This is a genomic window from Primorskyibacter flagellatus, from assembly GCF_014638275.1.
Taxonomy (GTDB): Bacteria; Pseudomonadota; Alphaproteobacteria; order Rhodobacterales; family Rhodobacteraceae; genus Pseudooceanicola; species Pseudooceanicola flagellatus_A.
This window is the reverse complement of the sequence record NZ_BMFJ01000001.1, coordinates 1,748,064-1,764,067: the sequence shown is the minus strand read 5'-3', so window position 1 is coordinate 1,764,067 and position 16,004 is coordinate 1,748,064. Positions and strand designations below refer to the sequence as shown.

Below are 16,004 nucleotides of genomic sequence, written 5' to 3'. Positions count from 1 at the left end.
CGCCGGGGGAGCTATCGCCGGGCCCCGAACCCGTGCATGCGCCGGGCCCACTGAAACCCGACCAGCGCCCCCTTCAGTCTGGGCAGAAGGTAAAGCGACAAGGCGATGGTGCCAATAGCGAAACCGGTGAACAGCACCAGCGGTTCGGGCTGCCACTGGAAGAAGACGAACCCCAGCATCGGCGCCATCAGATGCCCGACGATCAGGATCGTCAGGTAGGCCGGACCGTCGTCGGCGCGGTGATGGTGAAATTCCTCACGGCAGACGGGGCAATGGTCGCGCACCTTGAGATAGCCCTTGAGCATCGGCCCGGACCCGCAGTTCGGGCATTTGCCCCGGAAGCCGCGCCAGAGCGCATTCCAGGTCTCTCTCTCCGCGTCGCTGGCCGGGGCGACAGGAGGTTCGGTCATCAGCTGCATCTCCGGTTCCGCTTGATGGTGTCTGTTTCCCGATAACGTGGACTGCGGGACGCGCGGGCGAAAGGGGACGGAATGTCCTTGCGGCGGGATGTCGCGCGAACCGGCGAAAAAATCTTGCCACCCGGCGACGGAAATCCGGAACCGGCCCGTAACAGTCTCCAGAAGGCTCACACACACACCGCCTTCGATCTGGCAGTCAACAAGACGGAGACCTCACGATGAAACGCACGACAGCCCTTACCGCCGCCCTGATCGCGGCGCTTGGCGCCACCGCCCTGCCGGCCGCGGCACAGGACCGGGGCGACGGCCCGCGCGGGCCGCGTGGCCCTATGTTCAACTTCGAAGAGATGGACACCAACGGCGACGGCAAGCTCACCCAGGAGGAGATCGAGGCGCACGCCGCCGCGAAATTCGCCGAAGCCGATACAGACGGAGACGGCGCCCTCTCCGCCGAAGAGATGATCGCCCGCATGGAAACGCAGCGCGCAGAACGCATGAAGCGCGGCGCGGAGCGGATGATCGAACGCCGCGACACCAACGACGACGGCAAGCTGTCGGCCGAGGAGATGATGCCGAAGAACCGCGGCGAGATGTTTGCCCGCATGGACCTGGACGAGGACGGATCGGTCACGAAGACCGAGATGGATCTTGCCCGGAAAGCCATGCGCGAACACCGTGGCGGCCATGACGGAGACCACGGAAAGCGCTGGATGAAGCGCGACAAATCCGAGTGATGCGCCCCGCCCTCCGGCCTGATCGCCGGGGGGCGAACGGGCAGGATGGACTGCCATGATGCAAAAGGTTACGCCGGCCGGACATGACGGACATGCCCTTCGACGATCTGACGCTTCTGGACGACGATGCCCTGCTGCTGCTCTATTCGGCCGGGGATCCCGCGGCTGCGCGGATTCTCACGGAACGGTTGGCGCCGCGCGTGCATGCCCATGCCTGGCGGCTTCTTGGCGATGCGGCCGAAGCCGAGGACGTGACGCAGGAGGCGCTGCTCCGGCTCTGGAAGATCGCGCCGGACTGGCGGCAGGGGGAGGCCAAGGTGACCACCTGGCTTTACCGCGTGACCGCCAATCTCGCCACCGACCGGCTGCGGCGGGGAAGGGGACGCGGGGTGGCGCTGGACGCTATTCCGGAGCCGGAGGACGGCCAGCCCTCCGCCGAAGCCCGGATGCAGGAGGCCGACCGCGCGGCGGCTTTGCAGGAGGCACTGGCCACCCTGCCGGATCGGCAGCGGCAGGCCGTGGTCCTGAGGCATCTGGACGGGCTGGCCAACCCGGACATTGCCGCGATCATGGACCTTGGCGTCGAAGCGGTGGAAAGTCTGGTGGCGCGTGGCAAGCGCGGACTGGCCGCCGCCCTGTCGGGGATGAAGGAAAGCCTGGGGTACAACGATGACTGATCACGACCGCAAACCGGACGACCTGGATATCTATTTCGACGCGGCCCGCTCTGCGGCCCCGGCGCTCTCCCCCGCCGCGCTCGACCGCATGACCGCCCAGGCCCTTGCGGTGCAGAAGGAATTTGCCGCGCCGCCCGTTGCGCGCCGCGCGCCCCGGCGTGGCCTGCTGGGGCAGTTGCTCGCCACCCTTGGCGGCTGGCCGGCGGTTGCCGGATTGGCGACTGCCGGGGTGGCGGGCATCTGGATCGGCGCGACCCCGCCCGCGATGCTGATCAACATTGCCGTGGATGTCGGCGCGGTCTCCGACACCGCCGAAGACGACCTGTACCTCGTGGACACGCAGCCCGCCTACGTGCTGTCCCTTGACCTGACGGAGGGTTCATGACCCAGACCCCGGATAACATGGCACCGGACAAATCCGCTTCGGCGCGCACGCCGCTCTGGCTCCGGATCACCTTCTTCCTGTCGCTGGCGCTGAACCTGCTCGTCGCCGGGCTGGTGATCGGGCATATGATGGGCGACGGGCCGGACCGCCGGGTGCCGCGTGTCGACCGCATGGGCGGGCCGATGACCTTCGCGCTGAGCCACGAGGACCGGCGCGCCATCGGCGACGCGCTGCGGAAGGAGTATCGCGAGAACGGCCGCCCGCGCGGCGACCGCGATGCCCAGTACCGCGCCTTCATATCGGCCCTGCGCTCCGACCCCTACGACGCCGGGCAGCTGGCGGACCTGCTCACCGCTCAGCGCAAGGACGCGGAGGAGCGGATCGCCCTTGGTCATCGCCTGCTGCTGGAGCGTATATCGGCCATGTCCGCACCCGACCGCGCCGCCTTTGCCGACCGTCTGGAAGAGGGCCTGAACCGCCGGAACGACCGCGACCGCCCGGACCATGACCGCCCGGAACGGGATGGGGAAGGGAAAGACTGATCCGCGCCTCTCCGGTTCCGGACCATTGGGACCGATGTGACGACCTCAAACAGGACAGTGCTTGCAGTCCCCGGTCGCGGAACTTTCCGCCGGGACATGGCAGAACCTGCAGCGGAGCGGCCTCAACGTCCAAGTTACAACGCCTGCCGCCGCGCCGGCGGCGGCGCGACGGACACCAGCCCCGGATCGCTGACAACCCTGTTCCGCCCGCTTGCCTTCGCTCGGTAGAGCGCCCGGTCCGCCCGGGCCATCACCAGCGCCGTGTCCTCCGACAGGCTGGCGCGCGCGGGCATTCGGGTCGGATCGCACACTGCCACGCCAAGCGACAGCGTCACCCGCAAACCGGCGGGCACCGTGGTTGCCGGAATGACCGCCTCTGCCACCGCGTGACGAATATCCTCTGCCAGGACCGAGGCGGCGGTCCGGTTGCAGTCCGGCACTGCGATCAGGAATTCCTCCCCCCCGATACGGGAGGCAAAGCCGGTGCCGGGCGTCTGCCGGCGAAACTCCTCCGCCACGGCGGTCAGCACAGCATCGCCTGCGAGGTGGCCGTGCGTGTCGTTGACCCATTTGAACCGGTCGAGATCCGCCATGATCAGCGCCGCCGGCCGCCCGCTCTCCCGCGCCTGACGCATGAACGTGTCGATGCGGGGCAGGGCGTAACGCCGGTTGAACAGCCCGGTCAGCGGATCCGTCATCGCCGAGGTCAGGCCGTTCCTGAGACGCGCGTGCAGCCGGTCGATCTCGAGCTTCCGGTCAATGTGCAGGGCAACCCGCGCCGTCGCTTCCGGTGGATCGAAGGGCAGGGCGAGCAGCCCGCTGGCCCCAAGTTGCAGCGCCCTCGCACCCAGCCCCGGCGCCGCCATGCCGCGCGCGACGATGATCTGCGGGGCCCGCCCGCCCGCGCGCCGCGACAGCTTTGCCGTGGCCCGGAGCGTGCCGTCGATCCCCAGCCCGTCGGCATCCAGGATCACCACGTCCGGTTCCTCGCCGCCGCCTGTTCCGGTCCCGTCCGCGATCCCCTCGCAGGTGAAGACGCGGGCCGACAGCCGCCCGGGAAGCATCCGGCCAAGCTGGGTCGCCCAGTCCTGCGCCTCCCCCCGGTTGGAAACGATGTCGACGCGCGTCCGACGGGCAAAGGGCACCACCGGTTCAGCCAGCCCCTGTGCCCGTGGCCCGGCCTCGCGCAGCGCCAGTTCGGCGACCCGCGACTTGTAGTCGAGGAGGCTGTGCAGCCGCGCCAGCACTTCCTCGTCGCGGCAGGATCGGGACATGACGTCGTCGGCCCCTGCATCGATCAGCAGCGCCGCGCGCGCCGGATCGGCGCGGTCGGTGATGACGATGCGCAGCGCTTCGCCCGCAACCGGATCCGCCCGGAGCCTGGAACAGAGCGCCACCGCTCCGTCGCCTGCGATCCGGTCCGAGATGATGACCGCGCCGGGCCGTTCCGACCGCGCGACCTGCAGCACCCGCGACCCGTGATCGACCTGGAGGATGTCGTAATACGCCCCGCCGAACAGCGCCGTCAGCATCAGCCGGCTGGCGAACCTGTCATCCGCAATCAGAATCCGTCCTGGCATACCCCTCGGGTCCTCCGGTCGCTTGCCTGCCGGAGAGTTTTCGCCAAAGTGGTTAACAAAGTGTTTCCCGGAGCGTCGTGGCCTCCCGCATCGGCGGTTTCCCACCACTCCCGGTCCGGGCAGGACGGAAAGGACCCGAGATGACTCCGCAGACAGCCGAAACCGTGGCGCTGACCTGCCTGACCTGGCTGGTGGCGAATGACGATCTGCGCGGCGTCTTCATGGGCGCGAGCGGCCTGTCCGAACAGGACCTCAGGACCCGCGCGGCAGAACCCGACCTGCTGGCCTCCGTGCTCGATTTCATCCTGAACGACGATGCCTGGGTCGTGGCCTGCTGCGATGCGAACGGTCTGGCCTATGATCAGCCAATGCTGGCCCGTGCCGCGCTGCCCGGCGGCCAGCAGGTGCACTGGACCTGATCAGATCGACTGAAGCTCGGCCGGGGTGCCTTCGATCAGCACGGCGAGCAGACGGGTCAGTTCCGCCTGTTCCTCCTGCGTCAGAAGTTCCCGCAGCAGCCGCCCGTTCTCACGCGCGAAAGGCGTGCCCTTCAGCAGCACCCTTTCGCCCTTTTCGGTCAGCACGATCTGCCGGGTGCGCCGGTCCTCCGTTCCCGAATGGCGCGCCAGCAGGCCGTCCGATTCCATGCTGCGCAGCGCCCGCGAGGTCGCCGTGCGGTCGATCCCGACAAAGGCCGCGATGTCCGAGGGCTGGGTCATCCCCTCGTTGCCGACGGCCAGAAGGATACACCATGTGGTGCGGGTCAGCCCGATCAGCCGCAGTTTCTCGTCCAGCCGCCGCTCCTGCCGCCGGGCGGCAAGGGTGAGGTTGTAGCCAAGCGATTCGTGCAGGCGATAGGGTGTGGATGGGGAAGAGGCAGGAGAGGAAGGCGTGTCGGTCATGCGCCGACAGGGCCGCAGCCCGACGCCCTTGTCAAGCGGGCGGCGGGCCGCGATGGTGCGGCCGAACGCAGCGGGGCGTTTGCCAGTATCGAAGGCGCGCATTCGGCAGGCGATGGCAGGCCGGGATATGGTGAAGGCGGGGGCGGGGGCGGATGGAACTGCAGGGGCTACTCTTCGACAAGGACGGCACGCTGTTCGACTTCGGCGCGACGTGGAACGCCTGGGCCGGGGCGTTGATCCGCGACCTGTCCGAAGGCGACCCGGAACTGGCGGAACGCATCGCGGAGGCCGTCCATTTCGACCTTTTCGCCGGGGCTTTCCGACCGACCAGCCCGATTATCGCCGGCACCAACCGGGAGGCCGCCATATGTTTCGCCCGCGCCCTGCCGCATATTCCCGTCGATGACCTGGAAACGCTGCTCGCCACCCGTGCCGCCCGCGCGCCGCTGCAGCCGCCTGTGCCCCTTGTCCCGCTGCTCGATACGCTCGCGGGCCGGGGTCTGCGCCTTGGCGTGATGACCAACGATGCCGAGTCGGTCGCCCGCCAGCACCTCGAAAAGGCCGGCGTTCTGGACCGCTTCACCTTTGTCGCCGGCTTCGACAGCGGCCACGGCGCCAAACCGTCGCCAGCGCCTCTGCTCGCCTTTGCGGAGGCCGAGGGGATCGAGCCCGCGCGCGTGGCCATGATCGGCGACAGCACCCATGACCTGATCGCGGGGCGCGCGGCAGGTATGGTAACGGTTGCGGTCCTGTCCGGGCCCGCCAGGACGGCGGAACTTGCCCCCCATGCCGACGTCGTGCTGCCGCATATCGGCCACCTGCCGGACTGGCTGCCGGAGGCCGTGACCTCACTGCGCGGGTAAATTTCGCCCGCTGGCCCGTTTGCGACGGCATCTGTCGTGAACGGACCAGCCGATGCGCCGCCTGCGTCCTTTTCTGGGCCGGACGGAGGGCCCGGACATGACGACCGATCTGATGAAGCGCAAACGCGGTGGCGGCCGGGCGGGCCATGCGAAACGGCGTGGTCCGGCGGTCATCAACCAGGCGCCCTGGTGCGTGCCGGTGAACCCCGACCGCCCGACTGAACCCATGCCGATGGAAGGGGGTGGAGGCGATCCATGACACCGCCATGCGCGTGCTGGAGGAGATCGGCGTCGCCTTCCTCAACCCCGAGGCCGTCGCGATCCTCAAACACGCCGGTTGCCGCGTGGACGGAGAGATCGTCTACATGGGCCGCGACTTTGTCATGGAGATGCTGTCCCACGCGCCCGAGCAGTGGACGATCACCCCCCGCAACCCCGACCGCAAGATCACCGTGGGCGGTAACCATATCCTCTTCGGCAACGTCTCTTCTCCGCCGAACTACTGGGACATGGAGATCGACCGGAAGATCCCGGGCACCCGCCAGTATTACGCGAACTTCCTGCGGCTGTCCCAGTACTACAACTGTATCCACTTCATCGGCGGCTATTCCGTCGAACCCGTGGACCTGCACCCCTCGACCCGGCACCTCGACGCGCTGTTCGACAAGCTGACACTGACCGACAAGGCCCCGCATGCCTATTCGCTCGGCCCCGAACGGATCGAGGACGGGATGGAGATGGTGCGCATCGCCGCCGGGATCAGCCACGAGGAATTCGACGCAACCCCGCGGATGTTCACCAACATCAACTCCACCTCTCCGCTGAAACACGACTGGCCGATGCTGGACGGCTGGATGCGCATGGCGCGGCGGGGGCAGGGGCTGCTGGTGTCGCCCTTCACCTTGGCGGGTGCGATGGCACCCGTCACCATGGTTGGTGCGGTCGCGCAGTCGCTGGCAGAGGGCCTGTCGGCCATCGCGCTGGCGCAGTACATCAATCCCGGCGTGCCCTGCGCCTTCGGCACCTTCACCTCCAACGTCGACATGAAGACCGGCGCCCCCGCCTTCGGCACGCCGGAATACATGCGCGCGACCCAGATCACCGGGCAGATGTGCCGCTACTACAAGCTGCCGATGCGCTCTTCCGGGGCCTGCGCCGCCAACGTGCCGGACGGTCAGGCGATGTGGGAGACTTCAAACAGCCTCTGGGCCGGGGTGCAGTCGGGCAGTCACATCATCTACCACGCCGCCGGATGGCTTGAGGGCGGACTGATCGCATCCCCCGAGAAATTCGTGATGGACTGCGAGGTCCTGTCGCAGATCCTGCGTTATTTCGAACCCGTGCTCTGGCGCACCGACCCCGGCGACCTTGCCTACGAGGCGATGGATGAGGTGCGCCACAACGGCCACTTCTTCGGCATCCAGCATACGCAGGACCGCTACGAAACCGCGTTCTGGCAGCCCTCCCTCTCGGACTGGAAGAACTTCGAAGGCTGGCAGGCGCAGGGCGGGGTCTGGACGGCGGAGCGCGCGCATCTGCTCTACAAGCGTATCCTCGAGGATTACGAGGAACCTCCGATGGACCCGGACATCCGGGCCGAACTGACGGAATTCGTCGAACGCCGCCGGGCCGAGGGCGGGGCCCCGACCGATTTCTGATACCGTAGTACGCCTTTCCTCCCGATCTTCGGCCCTTGTTAAGGCCCCTGAGTCATAGTGGAGCGGCCGGGACGGACCGGCAACGCAACGCAGGGCCGGGGAACGGGGCAGGTGGCAACACACGGGCTGATGCTCAGGGCAGTACAATGCTTCATGCGCGACACCTACGGCCCGCGGGCCTGGGCCTCTGTCATCGCGCGCAGCCGCCAGGGTGTTTCCGATTTCGAGGCGATGCTGAACTATGACGATGCGCTGGCCGACGCGCTGCTAACGGCGATCAGCGCCGAACTGGGCAAGCCGCTCGCAGTGATCCTCGAAGACATCGGGACCTACCTTGTCTCCGACCCGAACGTCGAAGCCCTGCGCCGCCTGCTGCGCTTTGCCGGCATCAGCTACGAGGACTTTCTTCTGTCGCTCGAGGATCTGCCGGGCCGTGCAAGGCTTGCTGTATCCGACCTGATCCTGCCCCGCCTCGACCTGCGGGCGGTGGCGGACGGATGCTACGTCCTGCGCGTCTCCGGCGGTCCGGCGGGGTTCGGGCATGTGATGGTCGGCATCCTGCGCGCGATGGCGGACGATTACGGTGCGCTGGTCATGCTGGACCACCACGGCACCCGCAAGCGGGCGGAGGAGATCGGGATCACCATGGTAGAGGCAGCCTATGCCTCCGGCCGCGTCTTCGACCTCGGCGCGGCGGTGGAATGACCGGGGGTGCGACCGACGGCGTCACGGCAGCACCGGACTTTCCCCCGGGCCTGGACGCGATCTGTCCGATGCACCTGCTGCTCGACGATCAGGGCCGTATCACCCACGCCGGTCCGACGCTGCAGAAACTGCGCCCGCACAGGCCCATGCCTGGGCTCGGTTTCCTGGATCTGTTCCGCATGGTTCATCCGCGCAACATACACGGAATACAGGACCTGCGCGCCGCGACGGGGGATCGCGCGCGGATGCGCCTGCGGTTCCGCGATCCGCCCCATACGGACCTCCTGGGCGTGCTGGTGCCGCACGGGCAGGGCGGGGCGCTGGTAAACCTCGGCTTCGGCCTCTCCCTGCTTGAGGCGCTGCGCGACTATTCCCTGACCAACACCGATTTCGCCGCCACCGACCCGACGATGGAAATGCTTTTCTTGGTTGAAGCCAAGTCCGCAGCGATGGAAGCATCGCGCAAGCTGACACACCAGCTCGACCTTGCCCGCGTCGCGGCTGAGGAGCAGGCCTATACGGACACGCTGACCGGGCTGGGCAACCGGCGGGCGTTGGACCAGATGCTGCGGCGGATGATCGAATCCGGGCAGGAATTCGCGCTGATGCACCTGGACCTCGACTTCTTCAAGGCGGTGAACGACACGCTTGGCCATGCGGCGGGCGATCACGTGCTGGAACAGGCCGCCCGCATCATGACGGAGGAAACCCGGGCGGAAGATGTCGTCACCCGCGTCGGCGGCGACGAATTCGTGCTGCTCTTCCACAATCTCTGCCACCGTCCGGGGATCGAGGATATCGCGCAGCGCATGATCCGCCGGCTTGGTCAGCCGATGCCATGGCAGGGGGAAACCTGTCGCGTCTCCGCCTCTCTCGGCACCACGCTCTCCACCGATTATCAGTCGCCAACGGCGGAGCAGATGCTGTCCGACGCCGACGCGGCGCTTTACGCGGCAAAGCGCGCAGGACGGTCTCAGCACCGGTTCCATGTCGCGGGCGGGCATGTCTCGGGCGGCCCGATCCTGGGGCAATAGCCGCCAAGACAACCGCCGCGCACAGATTTTGGGCGCGACACGCGGGCCGCTTGCCGATCTTCGTGACACCATGTATCCGCCGCTTGTCCCCCGCCGCGCGACATGGAGCAGTGCTGAGACATGAGCGGAAAACTCTCCATCGTGGTGGTCGAGGAAGACCGGGACCGGGCCATCGGCATCGTCAACGCCCTGATGGACAGCGGCGATCACGAGGTGCATGTGATCGGCAGCCCGATCGGACTTGCCCGCAAGATTGCCGCCTTCGCGCCCGACGTGGTGCTGATCGACATCGACAACCCGACCCGCGACATGCTCGAGGAACTGACCCTCGCCTCCGGCCCGCTCGACCGACCCGTGGCCATGTTCGTCTCGGGCGACAGCGAGGGTCTGGCGCAGACGGCGGTGGAAGCCGGGGTGTCGGCCTATGTCGTCAACGGGCTGAACCCCGACCGCGTCAAGCCGGTGATCGACACGGCCATCGCCCGCTTCCGCATGTTCCGCCAGATGCGGACCGAACTTGCCGAAACCCGCCGCGCGCTTGAGGAACGCAAGGTCATCGACCGCGCAAAGGGTCTGCTGATGAAGGCCAAGGGCATCGACGAAGACGCCGCCTATGCCTTGTTGCGCAAGACCGCGATGGATCAGGGCCGTCGCGTCGCCGAGGTGGCGGAGGCGCTGGTCACCGCCTCGGGGCTGCTCAGATGAAGCTGGTCTCTTTCCCGGTCGCCTACATGCCGCTGGTCGACGCGGCCCCGCTGATCGTCGCGCAGGAGATGGGGTTCGCCGCGGCCGAGGGGCTGGACCTCGACCTGATCGCCGCGCCGTCCTGGTCCTCTGTCCGCGACATGCTGGCCTTCGGACGTGTCGACGCGGCGCACCTTCTGTCCCCGGTGCCGATCGCAATGGGCCTTGGCCTCGGCGGTGTGACCACCAGGCTGTCCGCGGTCTCCGTCCTGTCGGTCAATGGCAATATCATCGGCGTCGGGTTAGAGCTTGAGTCCCGCCTGCGGGCGCATGGTTATGGCTTCGACTTCGCCGATCCGGTCGCCGCCGCCGCAGCGCTGGCCGCCGTCGCGGGCGACCGGATCACCTTCGGCGCCCCGTTCCCCTTTTCCATGCACGCCGAACTGCTGCGCTACTGGTTTTCCCGCACCGCGCTGAAGGACATCCGGATCGACATCCGCACCGTCCCCCCGCCGCTGATGGCCGAGGCGCTGGCCGAGGGCGACGTCGATGCCTTCAGCGTAGGCGAACCCTGGGGATCGGTTGCCGTGGACCGCGGGGCCGGGGCGCTGATCCTGCCGGGCAAGGCGATCTGGTCCTTCTCGCCCGAAAAGGTGCTGGCCGTGCGCACGGTCTGGGCGGAAACCGAACCGCTGCTGCTGCGCCGCCTGATGCAGGCGGTCTGGCGCGCCGGGCGCTGGCTGGCCCAGCCCGACAGCCGCACCACCGCGGCCGAGATCCTCGCCCGGCCCGCCTGGCTCGGCGTGCCTGCCGAACTGATCGACCGGGCGCTCAGCGGGCGGTTCACCATCTCGGGCCGCGCCGAACAGCGCGAGACGCCGGGTTTTGTCGAATTCCATCGCGGCGCCGCCAACTTCCCCTGGCGCAGTCAGGCCCGGTGGATCGCCGACCGCATGGCCCGCACCAATGGGCTGGATCCGCAGGACGCGCAGCAGGCCGCCGGAGGCGTCTTCCGCAGCGACCTGTACCGCCAGCACATGCGCGGCACCGGAGCGGAACTGCCTGGTGCTTCGGAAAAGCTGGAGGGGTCGATTCCCCACCAGACCGCCGTCCCTTCGCAACAGGGGCGGCTGATCTTGGAACCCGATCTGTTCTTCGACGGCACGGTTTTTGACCCGAGCGCCCGGAAGTGATGAAATTTAGCGCAACTTTCCGGCTTTGGACGCTGCGGCGCGGCTAAAAACGCAAATCACCCGGATTTTTTCTTTCTTCAGTGTCCGGCAGCGGGCATTAACACTGCATCGCTCTGCAATGGCGCAGATCGTACCGAATTCTCCCGATGACTGGGAAATCCCTGAGCAAAGCCGCTCGCGCACCGCTGTCTCACAGCGGCATGTGCAGCGGCTTTTTCTGTGTTTGCCCGGTCGACCCCTTCCAGCCGGGCCAAAGGAGACCAACGATGAAACAGACCTTTGCCTTCCTTGCCCTGACCACCGCCTTGGTCAGCCCGGCCCATGCCGAGATGCTGGAGCTGGAGAAGGACCAGCTGACCTTCGGCTTCATCAAGCTGACCGACATGGCCCCGCTCGCCGTGGCTTACGAACGCGGCTACTTCCTCGACGAAGGTCTTTTCGTCACGCTGGAGGCTCAGGCCAACTGGAAGGTCCTGCTCGACGGCGTGATCGACGGCAAACTGGACGGCGCGCACATGCTCGCAGGTCAGCCGCTCGCCGCCACCATCGGCTACGGTACTGAGGCGCATATCGTCACTCCTTTCTCCATGGACCTGAACGGCAACGGCATCACCGTGTCCAACGAGGTCTGGGAAAAGATGCTGCCCCACGTCGCCAAGATGGACGACGGCCGTCCGCAGCACCCGATCTCCGCCGCGGCCCTCGCCCCCGTGGTCGAGGAGTTCCGGGCCGAGGGCAAGCCCTTCAACATGGGCATGGTTTTTCCGGTCTCCACCCACAACTACGAACTGCGCTACTGGCTGGCTGCCGGTGGTCTGAACCCCGGCTACTACAGCCCGGAAAACGTCACCGGCCAGATCAACGCCGATGTCTTCCTTTCGGTCACGCCGCCGCCCCAGATGCCCGCCACGCTCGAGGCCGGCACGATCAATGGCTACTGCGTCGGTGAGCCCTGGAACCAGCAGGCGGTCTTCAAGGGCATCGGCGTTCCGGTCATCACCGACTACCAGCTCTGGAAGAACAACCCGGAAAAGGTCTTCGGCATCACCGCGGAATTCGCGCAGGAATACCCGAACACCACCCTTGCCGTGACCAAGGCGCTGATCCGCGCCGCCATCTGGCTGGACGAGAACGACAACGCCAACCGCCAGGAAGCGGTCGAGATCCTGTCGCGCCCCGAATATGTCGGCGCGGATGCCGAGGTGATCGCCAACTCCATGACCGGCTTCTTCGAATTCGAAAAGGGCGACAAGCGGGACATCCCCGACTTCAACACCTTCTTCCGCCACAACGCGACCTATCCCTTCTATTCGGACGCCGTCTGGTACCTGACTCAGATGCGCCGCTGGGGCCAGATCGCCGAGGCGAAGGATGACGCCTGGTATGACGAGACCGCGAAGAAGGTCTACCGCCCGGACATCTATCTCGCCGCCGCCAAGATTCTGGTCGAGGAAGGCAACGCGAATGAGGCCGACTTCCCCTGGGACAGCGACGGCTACAAGGCGCCGACCCCGGCCGCCGACATCATCGACGGCATTCCCTACGACGGTAAGGCCCCGAACGCCTATCTCGATAGCCTGCCGATCGGGCTGAAGGGCGCGCAGACTGTCGAAGGCAGCGAAGTCAAGGGCTGACGCATCTCACCCCACCCCTCTGCCCCGCGGGGGAGAGGGCCTCGCACTGAACACGAACGCTTTCACCTTCGCCCGGCAAGGGCACTGGCGGCCACGCTGCCGCCCCCTCTCCCCCCGGATGAGAGGGCCGGGGTGAGGGGCCTGAACCGCTTAGGAGCAACCGAATGACCACCGTCGACCCGAATTTCGCCGCCTCTGCCGACCGCGAAGCGCGTCGCGCGCGGCTCTTCACCCGGATCAATGCCGCCGACAAATGGCTGCAGGTCCTGGGCCTTCCCTGGGTGACGCCCCTCGTCAAGGCCGCCGCCGGTGACAACCCCCGCACCCAGATGAAAGAGGTCTGGCGCCTGCTTGCCGTGCCGCTGATCGCCATCGCCATTTTCCTGATGCTCTGGGCCTCGCTGGCCCCGCGCGTGCAGACATCTCTCGGTGCCGTACCCGGCCCGGCCGAGGTCTGGACGGAGATGGAGAACCTGCACCGGGACGCCATCGCCAAGGGCGAGAAACGCGCCAAGTTCGACGCCATGGTCGCGCAGCGCAACCAGAAGCTGATCGACGCCGGCCGCGCGGACGAGGTCAAGACTGTCGCCTACACCGGCGCGCCGAGCTACTACGAACAGATCTGGACCTCCATCAAGACGGTTTTCTTCGGCTTCGTGATCGCCACCGCCGTCGCGGTCCCGCTTGGCATCGCCGCGGGTCTGTCGCAGACCGCCAACGCCGCGCTGAACCCGCTGATCCAGATCTTCAAGCCGGTCAGCCCGCTGGCCTGGCTGCCGATCGTGACCATGGTCGTGTCTGCCGTCTACGTCACCAACGACGGCTGGTTCGCCAAGTCCTTCCTGATCTCCGCGATCACCGTCACGCTCTGCTCCCTCTGGCCGACGCTCATCAACACCGCGCTTGGCGTGGCCTCTATCGACAAGGATCTCGTCAACGTCTCCAAGGTGCTGAAGATGACCACCTGGACCAAGATCACCCGGCTGGTCCTACCCTCCGCCCTGCCGCTGATCTTCACCGGTCTGCGCCTGTCGCTCGGCGTGGGCTGGATGGTGCTGATCGCCGCCGAGATGCTGGCGCAGAACCCGGGCCTCGGGAAATTCGTCTGGGACGAATTCCAGAACGGCTCCTCCTCCTCGCTCGCGCGGATCATGGTCGCCGTCTTCACCATCGGCATCATCGGCTTCCTGCTCGACCGGGTGATGTTCGCGCTGCAATCGCTCTTCACCTTCTCCAACAACCGCTAACCGGCCCCACGCCGGCCAGGCGGTCGCGCAGAAAGGACACGCCATGTCAGTGATCGAATTCAAATCCGTTTCGAAGTCCTACGGCCAGGGCACCTCCGCGTCCCACGTGCTCAGGGACATCGACCTGAAGGTGGAGGAGGGGGAATTCCTCGTCGTGCTGGGCTTTTCGGGCACCGGGAAGACCACGCTCATCAACCTGATGGCAGGTCTGACCGCGCCGACGAAGGGTGAAGTCGTCTTTCGCGGCAAGCCCGTCGCCGGGCCGGGGCCGGAGCGGGGGGTGATCTTCCAGAACTATTCCCTCATGCCTTGGTTGACCGTGGCCGGCAATGTCGGGCTGGCCGTGGATACCCTCTTCCCCGGCCTGTCCAGGGACGAGCGGGCCGCGAAGGTCGCGCACTACATCGACATGGTTGGCCTGTCCCATGCCACCGCCCGCCGTCCGGCGGAACTGTCGGGCGGGATGCGCCAGCGCGTCAACGTCGCCCGCGCGCTGGCCATGAACCCCGAGGTCCTGCTGCTGGACGAACCGCTCTCCGCGCTCGACGCGCTGACCCGCGCCAACCTGGCGGAGGAGATCGAACGCATCTGGGAAGCCGACCGCAAGACCTGCGTTCTCATCACCAATGACGTGGACGAGGCGATCCTGCTGGCCGACCGGATCATCGCGCTGAACCCCGACGGGTCCCTGGGCGAGGAATTCCGCGTCTCCATGTCCCGCCCGCGCGACCGCTCCGCGATGAACCACGACGACACGTTCAAGGCCCTGCGTGCCCGCGTCACCAACTACCTGATGGACGTCGGCATCGGCGCACGCCCCGAAGGATCGCGCCGCCTGCCGGACATCCGCCCGCAGCACACCCACGACACCGACCCCGCGCTGCCCGCCGCCGTGGCGGACGCCCAGAAGGGACTGATCGACCAGCGCTATCTGAGCTTCGAGAACCTGCACAAGGTCTACCCGACGCCGAAGGGCCCGCTGACCGTGGTGGAGGACTTCAACATCAAGCTCGACCGGGGCGAATTCATCTCGCTCATCGGTCACTCCGGCTGCGGCAAGTCCACCGTGCTGACCATGGTCGCTGGTCTGAACGACATCTCTCAGGGCGTCATCAAGCTCGACGGGTACGACGTGCAGGGCGCCGACCCGGAACGCGCGGTGGTCTTCCAGTCGCCCAACCTCTTCCCCTGGCTGACAGCCCGCGAAAATGTCGCGATCGGTGTCGAAAAGGTTTATCCCCGCGCCTCCCGCGCTGAACGTCAGGATGTTGTGGACTACTACCTCGAACGGGTCGGCCTCGGCGACGCGATGGACAAGTCGGCGGCCGATATGTCGAACGGCATGAAGCAGCGCGTCGGCATCGCGCGCGCCTTCTCCCTGTCCCCGAAACTGCTGCTGCTGGACGAACCCTTCGGCATGCTGGACAGCCTGACGAGATGGGAGCTTCAGGAGGTGCTCATGGAGGTCTGGTCCCGCACCAAGGTCACCGCGATCTGCGTCACCCATGATGTCGACGAGGCGATCCTGCTGGCCGACCGCGTGGTCATGATGACCAACGGACCGCAGGCCACGATCGGCAAGATCGTCGACGTCGACCTGCCGCGCCCGCGCACCCGCAAGGCGCTGCTGGAGCACCCCGATTACTACGCCTACCGCCAGGAGGTTCTCGATTTCCTGGAGGAATACGAGCACGGCGCAAAGCCGAAACCGAAAACCGCCCCCCGGGCGATTGCAGCGGAGTGAGAG

Annotated in this window: 16 protein-coding genes and 1 pseudogene; 14 read left to right on the top strand and 3 right to left on the bottom strand. The window is 66.9% G+C overall.

Annotated features, from left to right (window positions below; translation table 11 throughout):
- Positions 1-11 precede the first annotated feature (11 nt).
- Positions 12-410 carry a DUF983 domain-containing protein gene (locus IEV87_RS08625; RefSeq protein ID WP_229737494.1) on the bottom strand — a complete coding sequence of 133 codons (399 nt, stop codon included), beginning with the start codon at positions 408-410 and terminating at the stop codon, positions 12-14.
- Positions 411-637: 227 nt separating this feature from the next.
- Between IEV87_RS08625 and IEV87_RS08620 the strand changes: the two genes are divergently transcribed.
- From IEV87_RS08620 to IEV87_RS08605, 4 genes are all read left to right on the top strand, one after another.
- A complete protein-coding gene (locus tag IEV87_RS08620; RefSeq protein WP_188477235.1) occupies positions 638-1,153 on the top strand; it encodes an EF-hand domain-containing protein in 516 nt (171 codons plus the stop codon).
- Positions 1,154-1,236: 83 nt separating this feature from the next.
- Positions 1,237-1,830 carry an RNA polymerase sigma factor gene (locus tag IEV87_RS08615; protein ID WP_188477234.1) on the top strand — a complete coding sequence of 198 codons (594 nt, stop codon included), beginning with the start codon at positions 1,237-1,239 and terminating at the stop codon, positions 1,828-1,830.
- The gene (locus IEV87_RS08610) at positions 1,823-2,215 is read left to right on the top strand and encodes a hypothetical protein (protein WP_188477233.1); all 393 of its coding nucleotides are present in this window, start codon (positions 1,823-1,825) and stop codon (positions 2,213-2,215) included. Before IEV87_RS08615 ends, IEV87_RS08610 begins: the two co-directional genes overlap by 8 nt.
- Positions 2,212-2,757, top strand: a complete 546-nt coding sequence (locus IEV87_RS08605; RefSeq protein WP_188477232.1) for a periplasmic heavy metal sensor — start codon at positions 2,212-2,214, stop codon at positions 2,755-2,757. The genes IEV87_RS08610 and IEV87_RS08605 overlap by 4 nt, the downstream gene beginning before the upstream one ends.
- A 134-nt stretch (positions 2,758-2,891) precedes the next feature.
- On the opposite strand, the gene IEV87_RS08600 is transcribed toward IEV87_RS08605, so the two are convergent.
- The gene (locus tag IEV87_RS08600) at positions 2,892-4,337 is read right to left on the bottom strand and encodes a diguanylate cyclase (protein ID WP_188477231.1); all 1,446 of its coding nucleotides are present in this window, start codon (positions 4,335-4,337) and stop codon (positions 2,892-2,894) included.
- A 140-nt stretch (positions 4,338-4,477) separates the two neighbouring features.
- On the opposite strand from IEV87_RS08600, the gene IEV87_RS08595 reads away from it, so the two are divergent.
- Positions 4,478-4,756 (top strand): DUF3572 domain-containing protein, encoded by a 279-nt coding sequence (locus IEV87_RS08595; RefSeq protein WP_188477230.1) that lies wholly within the window; start codon positions 4,478-4,480, stop codon positions 4,754-4,756.
- On the opposite strand, the gene IEV87_RS08590 is transcribed toward IEV87_RS08595, so the two are convergent.
- Entirely contained in the window at positions 4,757-5,239 is a 483-nt protein-coding gene (locus IEV87_RS08590) for a MarR family winged helix-turn-helix transcriptional regulator (protein WP_188477229.1), read from the bottom strand.
- 152 nt (positions 5,240-5,391) lie between these two features.
- On the opposite strand from IEV87_RS08590, the gene IEV87_RS08585 reads away from it, so the two are divergent.
- The 9 genes and pseudogenes from IEV87_RS08585 to IEV87_RS08545 all read left to right on the top strand — a co-directional run bounded on the left by IEV87_RS08585 (position 5,392) and on the right by IEV87_RS08545 (position 16,001).
- Positions 5,392-6,102, top strand: a complete 711-nt coding sequence (locus IEV87_RS08585; RefSeq protein WP_188477228.1) for an HAD family hydrolase — start codon at positions 5,392-5,394, stop codon at positions 6,100-6,102.
- 97 nt (positions 6,103-6,199) lie between these two features.
- A pseudogene (locus IEV87_RS08580) lies at positions 6,200-7,760 on the top strand (trimethylamine methyltransferase family protein).
- A 111-nt stretch (positions 7,761-7,871) separates the two neighbouring features.
- On the top strand, positions 7,872-8,465 hold the full coding sequence (locus IEV87_RS08575) for a heme NO-binding domain-containing protein (protein WP_229737490.1): 594 nt from the start codon (positions 7,872-7,874) through the stop codon (positions 8,463-8,465).
- Positions 8,462-9,499 (top strand): GGDEF domain-containing protein, encoded by a 1,038-nt coding sequence (locus IEV87_RS08570; protein WP_229737488.1) that lies wholly within the window; start codon positions 8,462-8,464, stop codon positions 9,497-9,499. Before IEV87_RS08575 ends, IEV87_RS08570 begins: the two co-directional genes overlap by 4 nt.
- A gap of 120 nt (positions 9,500-9,619) precedes the next feature.
- Entirely contained in the window at positions 9,620-10,204 is a 585-nt protein-coding gene (locus tag IEV87_RS08565; protein WP_188477227.1) for an ANTAR domain-containing response regulator, read from the top strand.
- Positions 10,201-11,376 carry an ABC transporter substrate-binding protein gene (locus tag IEV87_RS08560; RefSeq protein ID WP_188477226.1) on the top strand — a complete coding sequence of 392 codons (1,176 nt, stop codon included), beginning with the start codon at positions 10,201-10,203 and terminating at the stop codon, positions 11,374-11,376. The genes IEV87_RS08565 and IEV87_RS08560 overlap by 4 nt, the downstream gene beginning before the upstream one ends.
- Before the next feature lie 266 nt (positions 11,377-11,642).
- Positions 11,643-13,010 carry a CmpA/NrtA family ABC transporter substrate-binding protein gene (locus tag IEV87_RS08555; protein WP_188477225.1) on the top strand — a complete coding sequence of 456 codons (1,368 nt, stop codon included), beginning with the start codon at positions 11,643-11,645 and terminating at the stop codon, positions 13,008-13,010.
- 164 nt (positions 13,011-13,174) lie between these two features.
- Positions 13,175-14,257 carry an ABC transporter permease gene (locus IEV87_RS08550; RefSeq protein ID WP_188477224.1) on the top strand — a complete coding sequence of 361 codons (1,083 nt, stop codon included), beginning with the start codon at positions 13,175-13,177 and terminating at the stop codon, positions 14,255-14,257.
- Between the two features lie 43 nt (positions 14,258-14,300).
- On the top strand, positions 14,301-16,001 hold the full coding sequence (locus IEV87_RS08545; RefSeq protein WP_188477223.1) for an ABC transporter ATP-binding protein: 1,701 nt from the start codon (positions 14,301-14,303) through the stop codon (positions 15,999-16,001).
- Positions 16,002-16,004 lie beyond the last annotated feature (3 nt).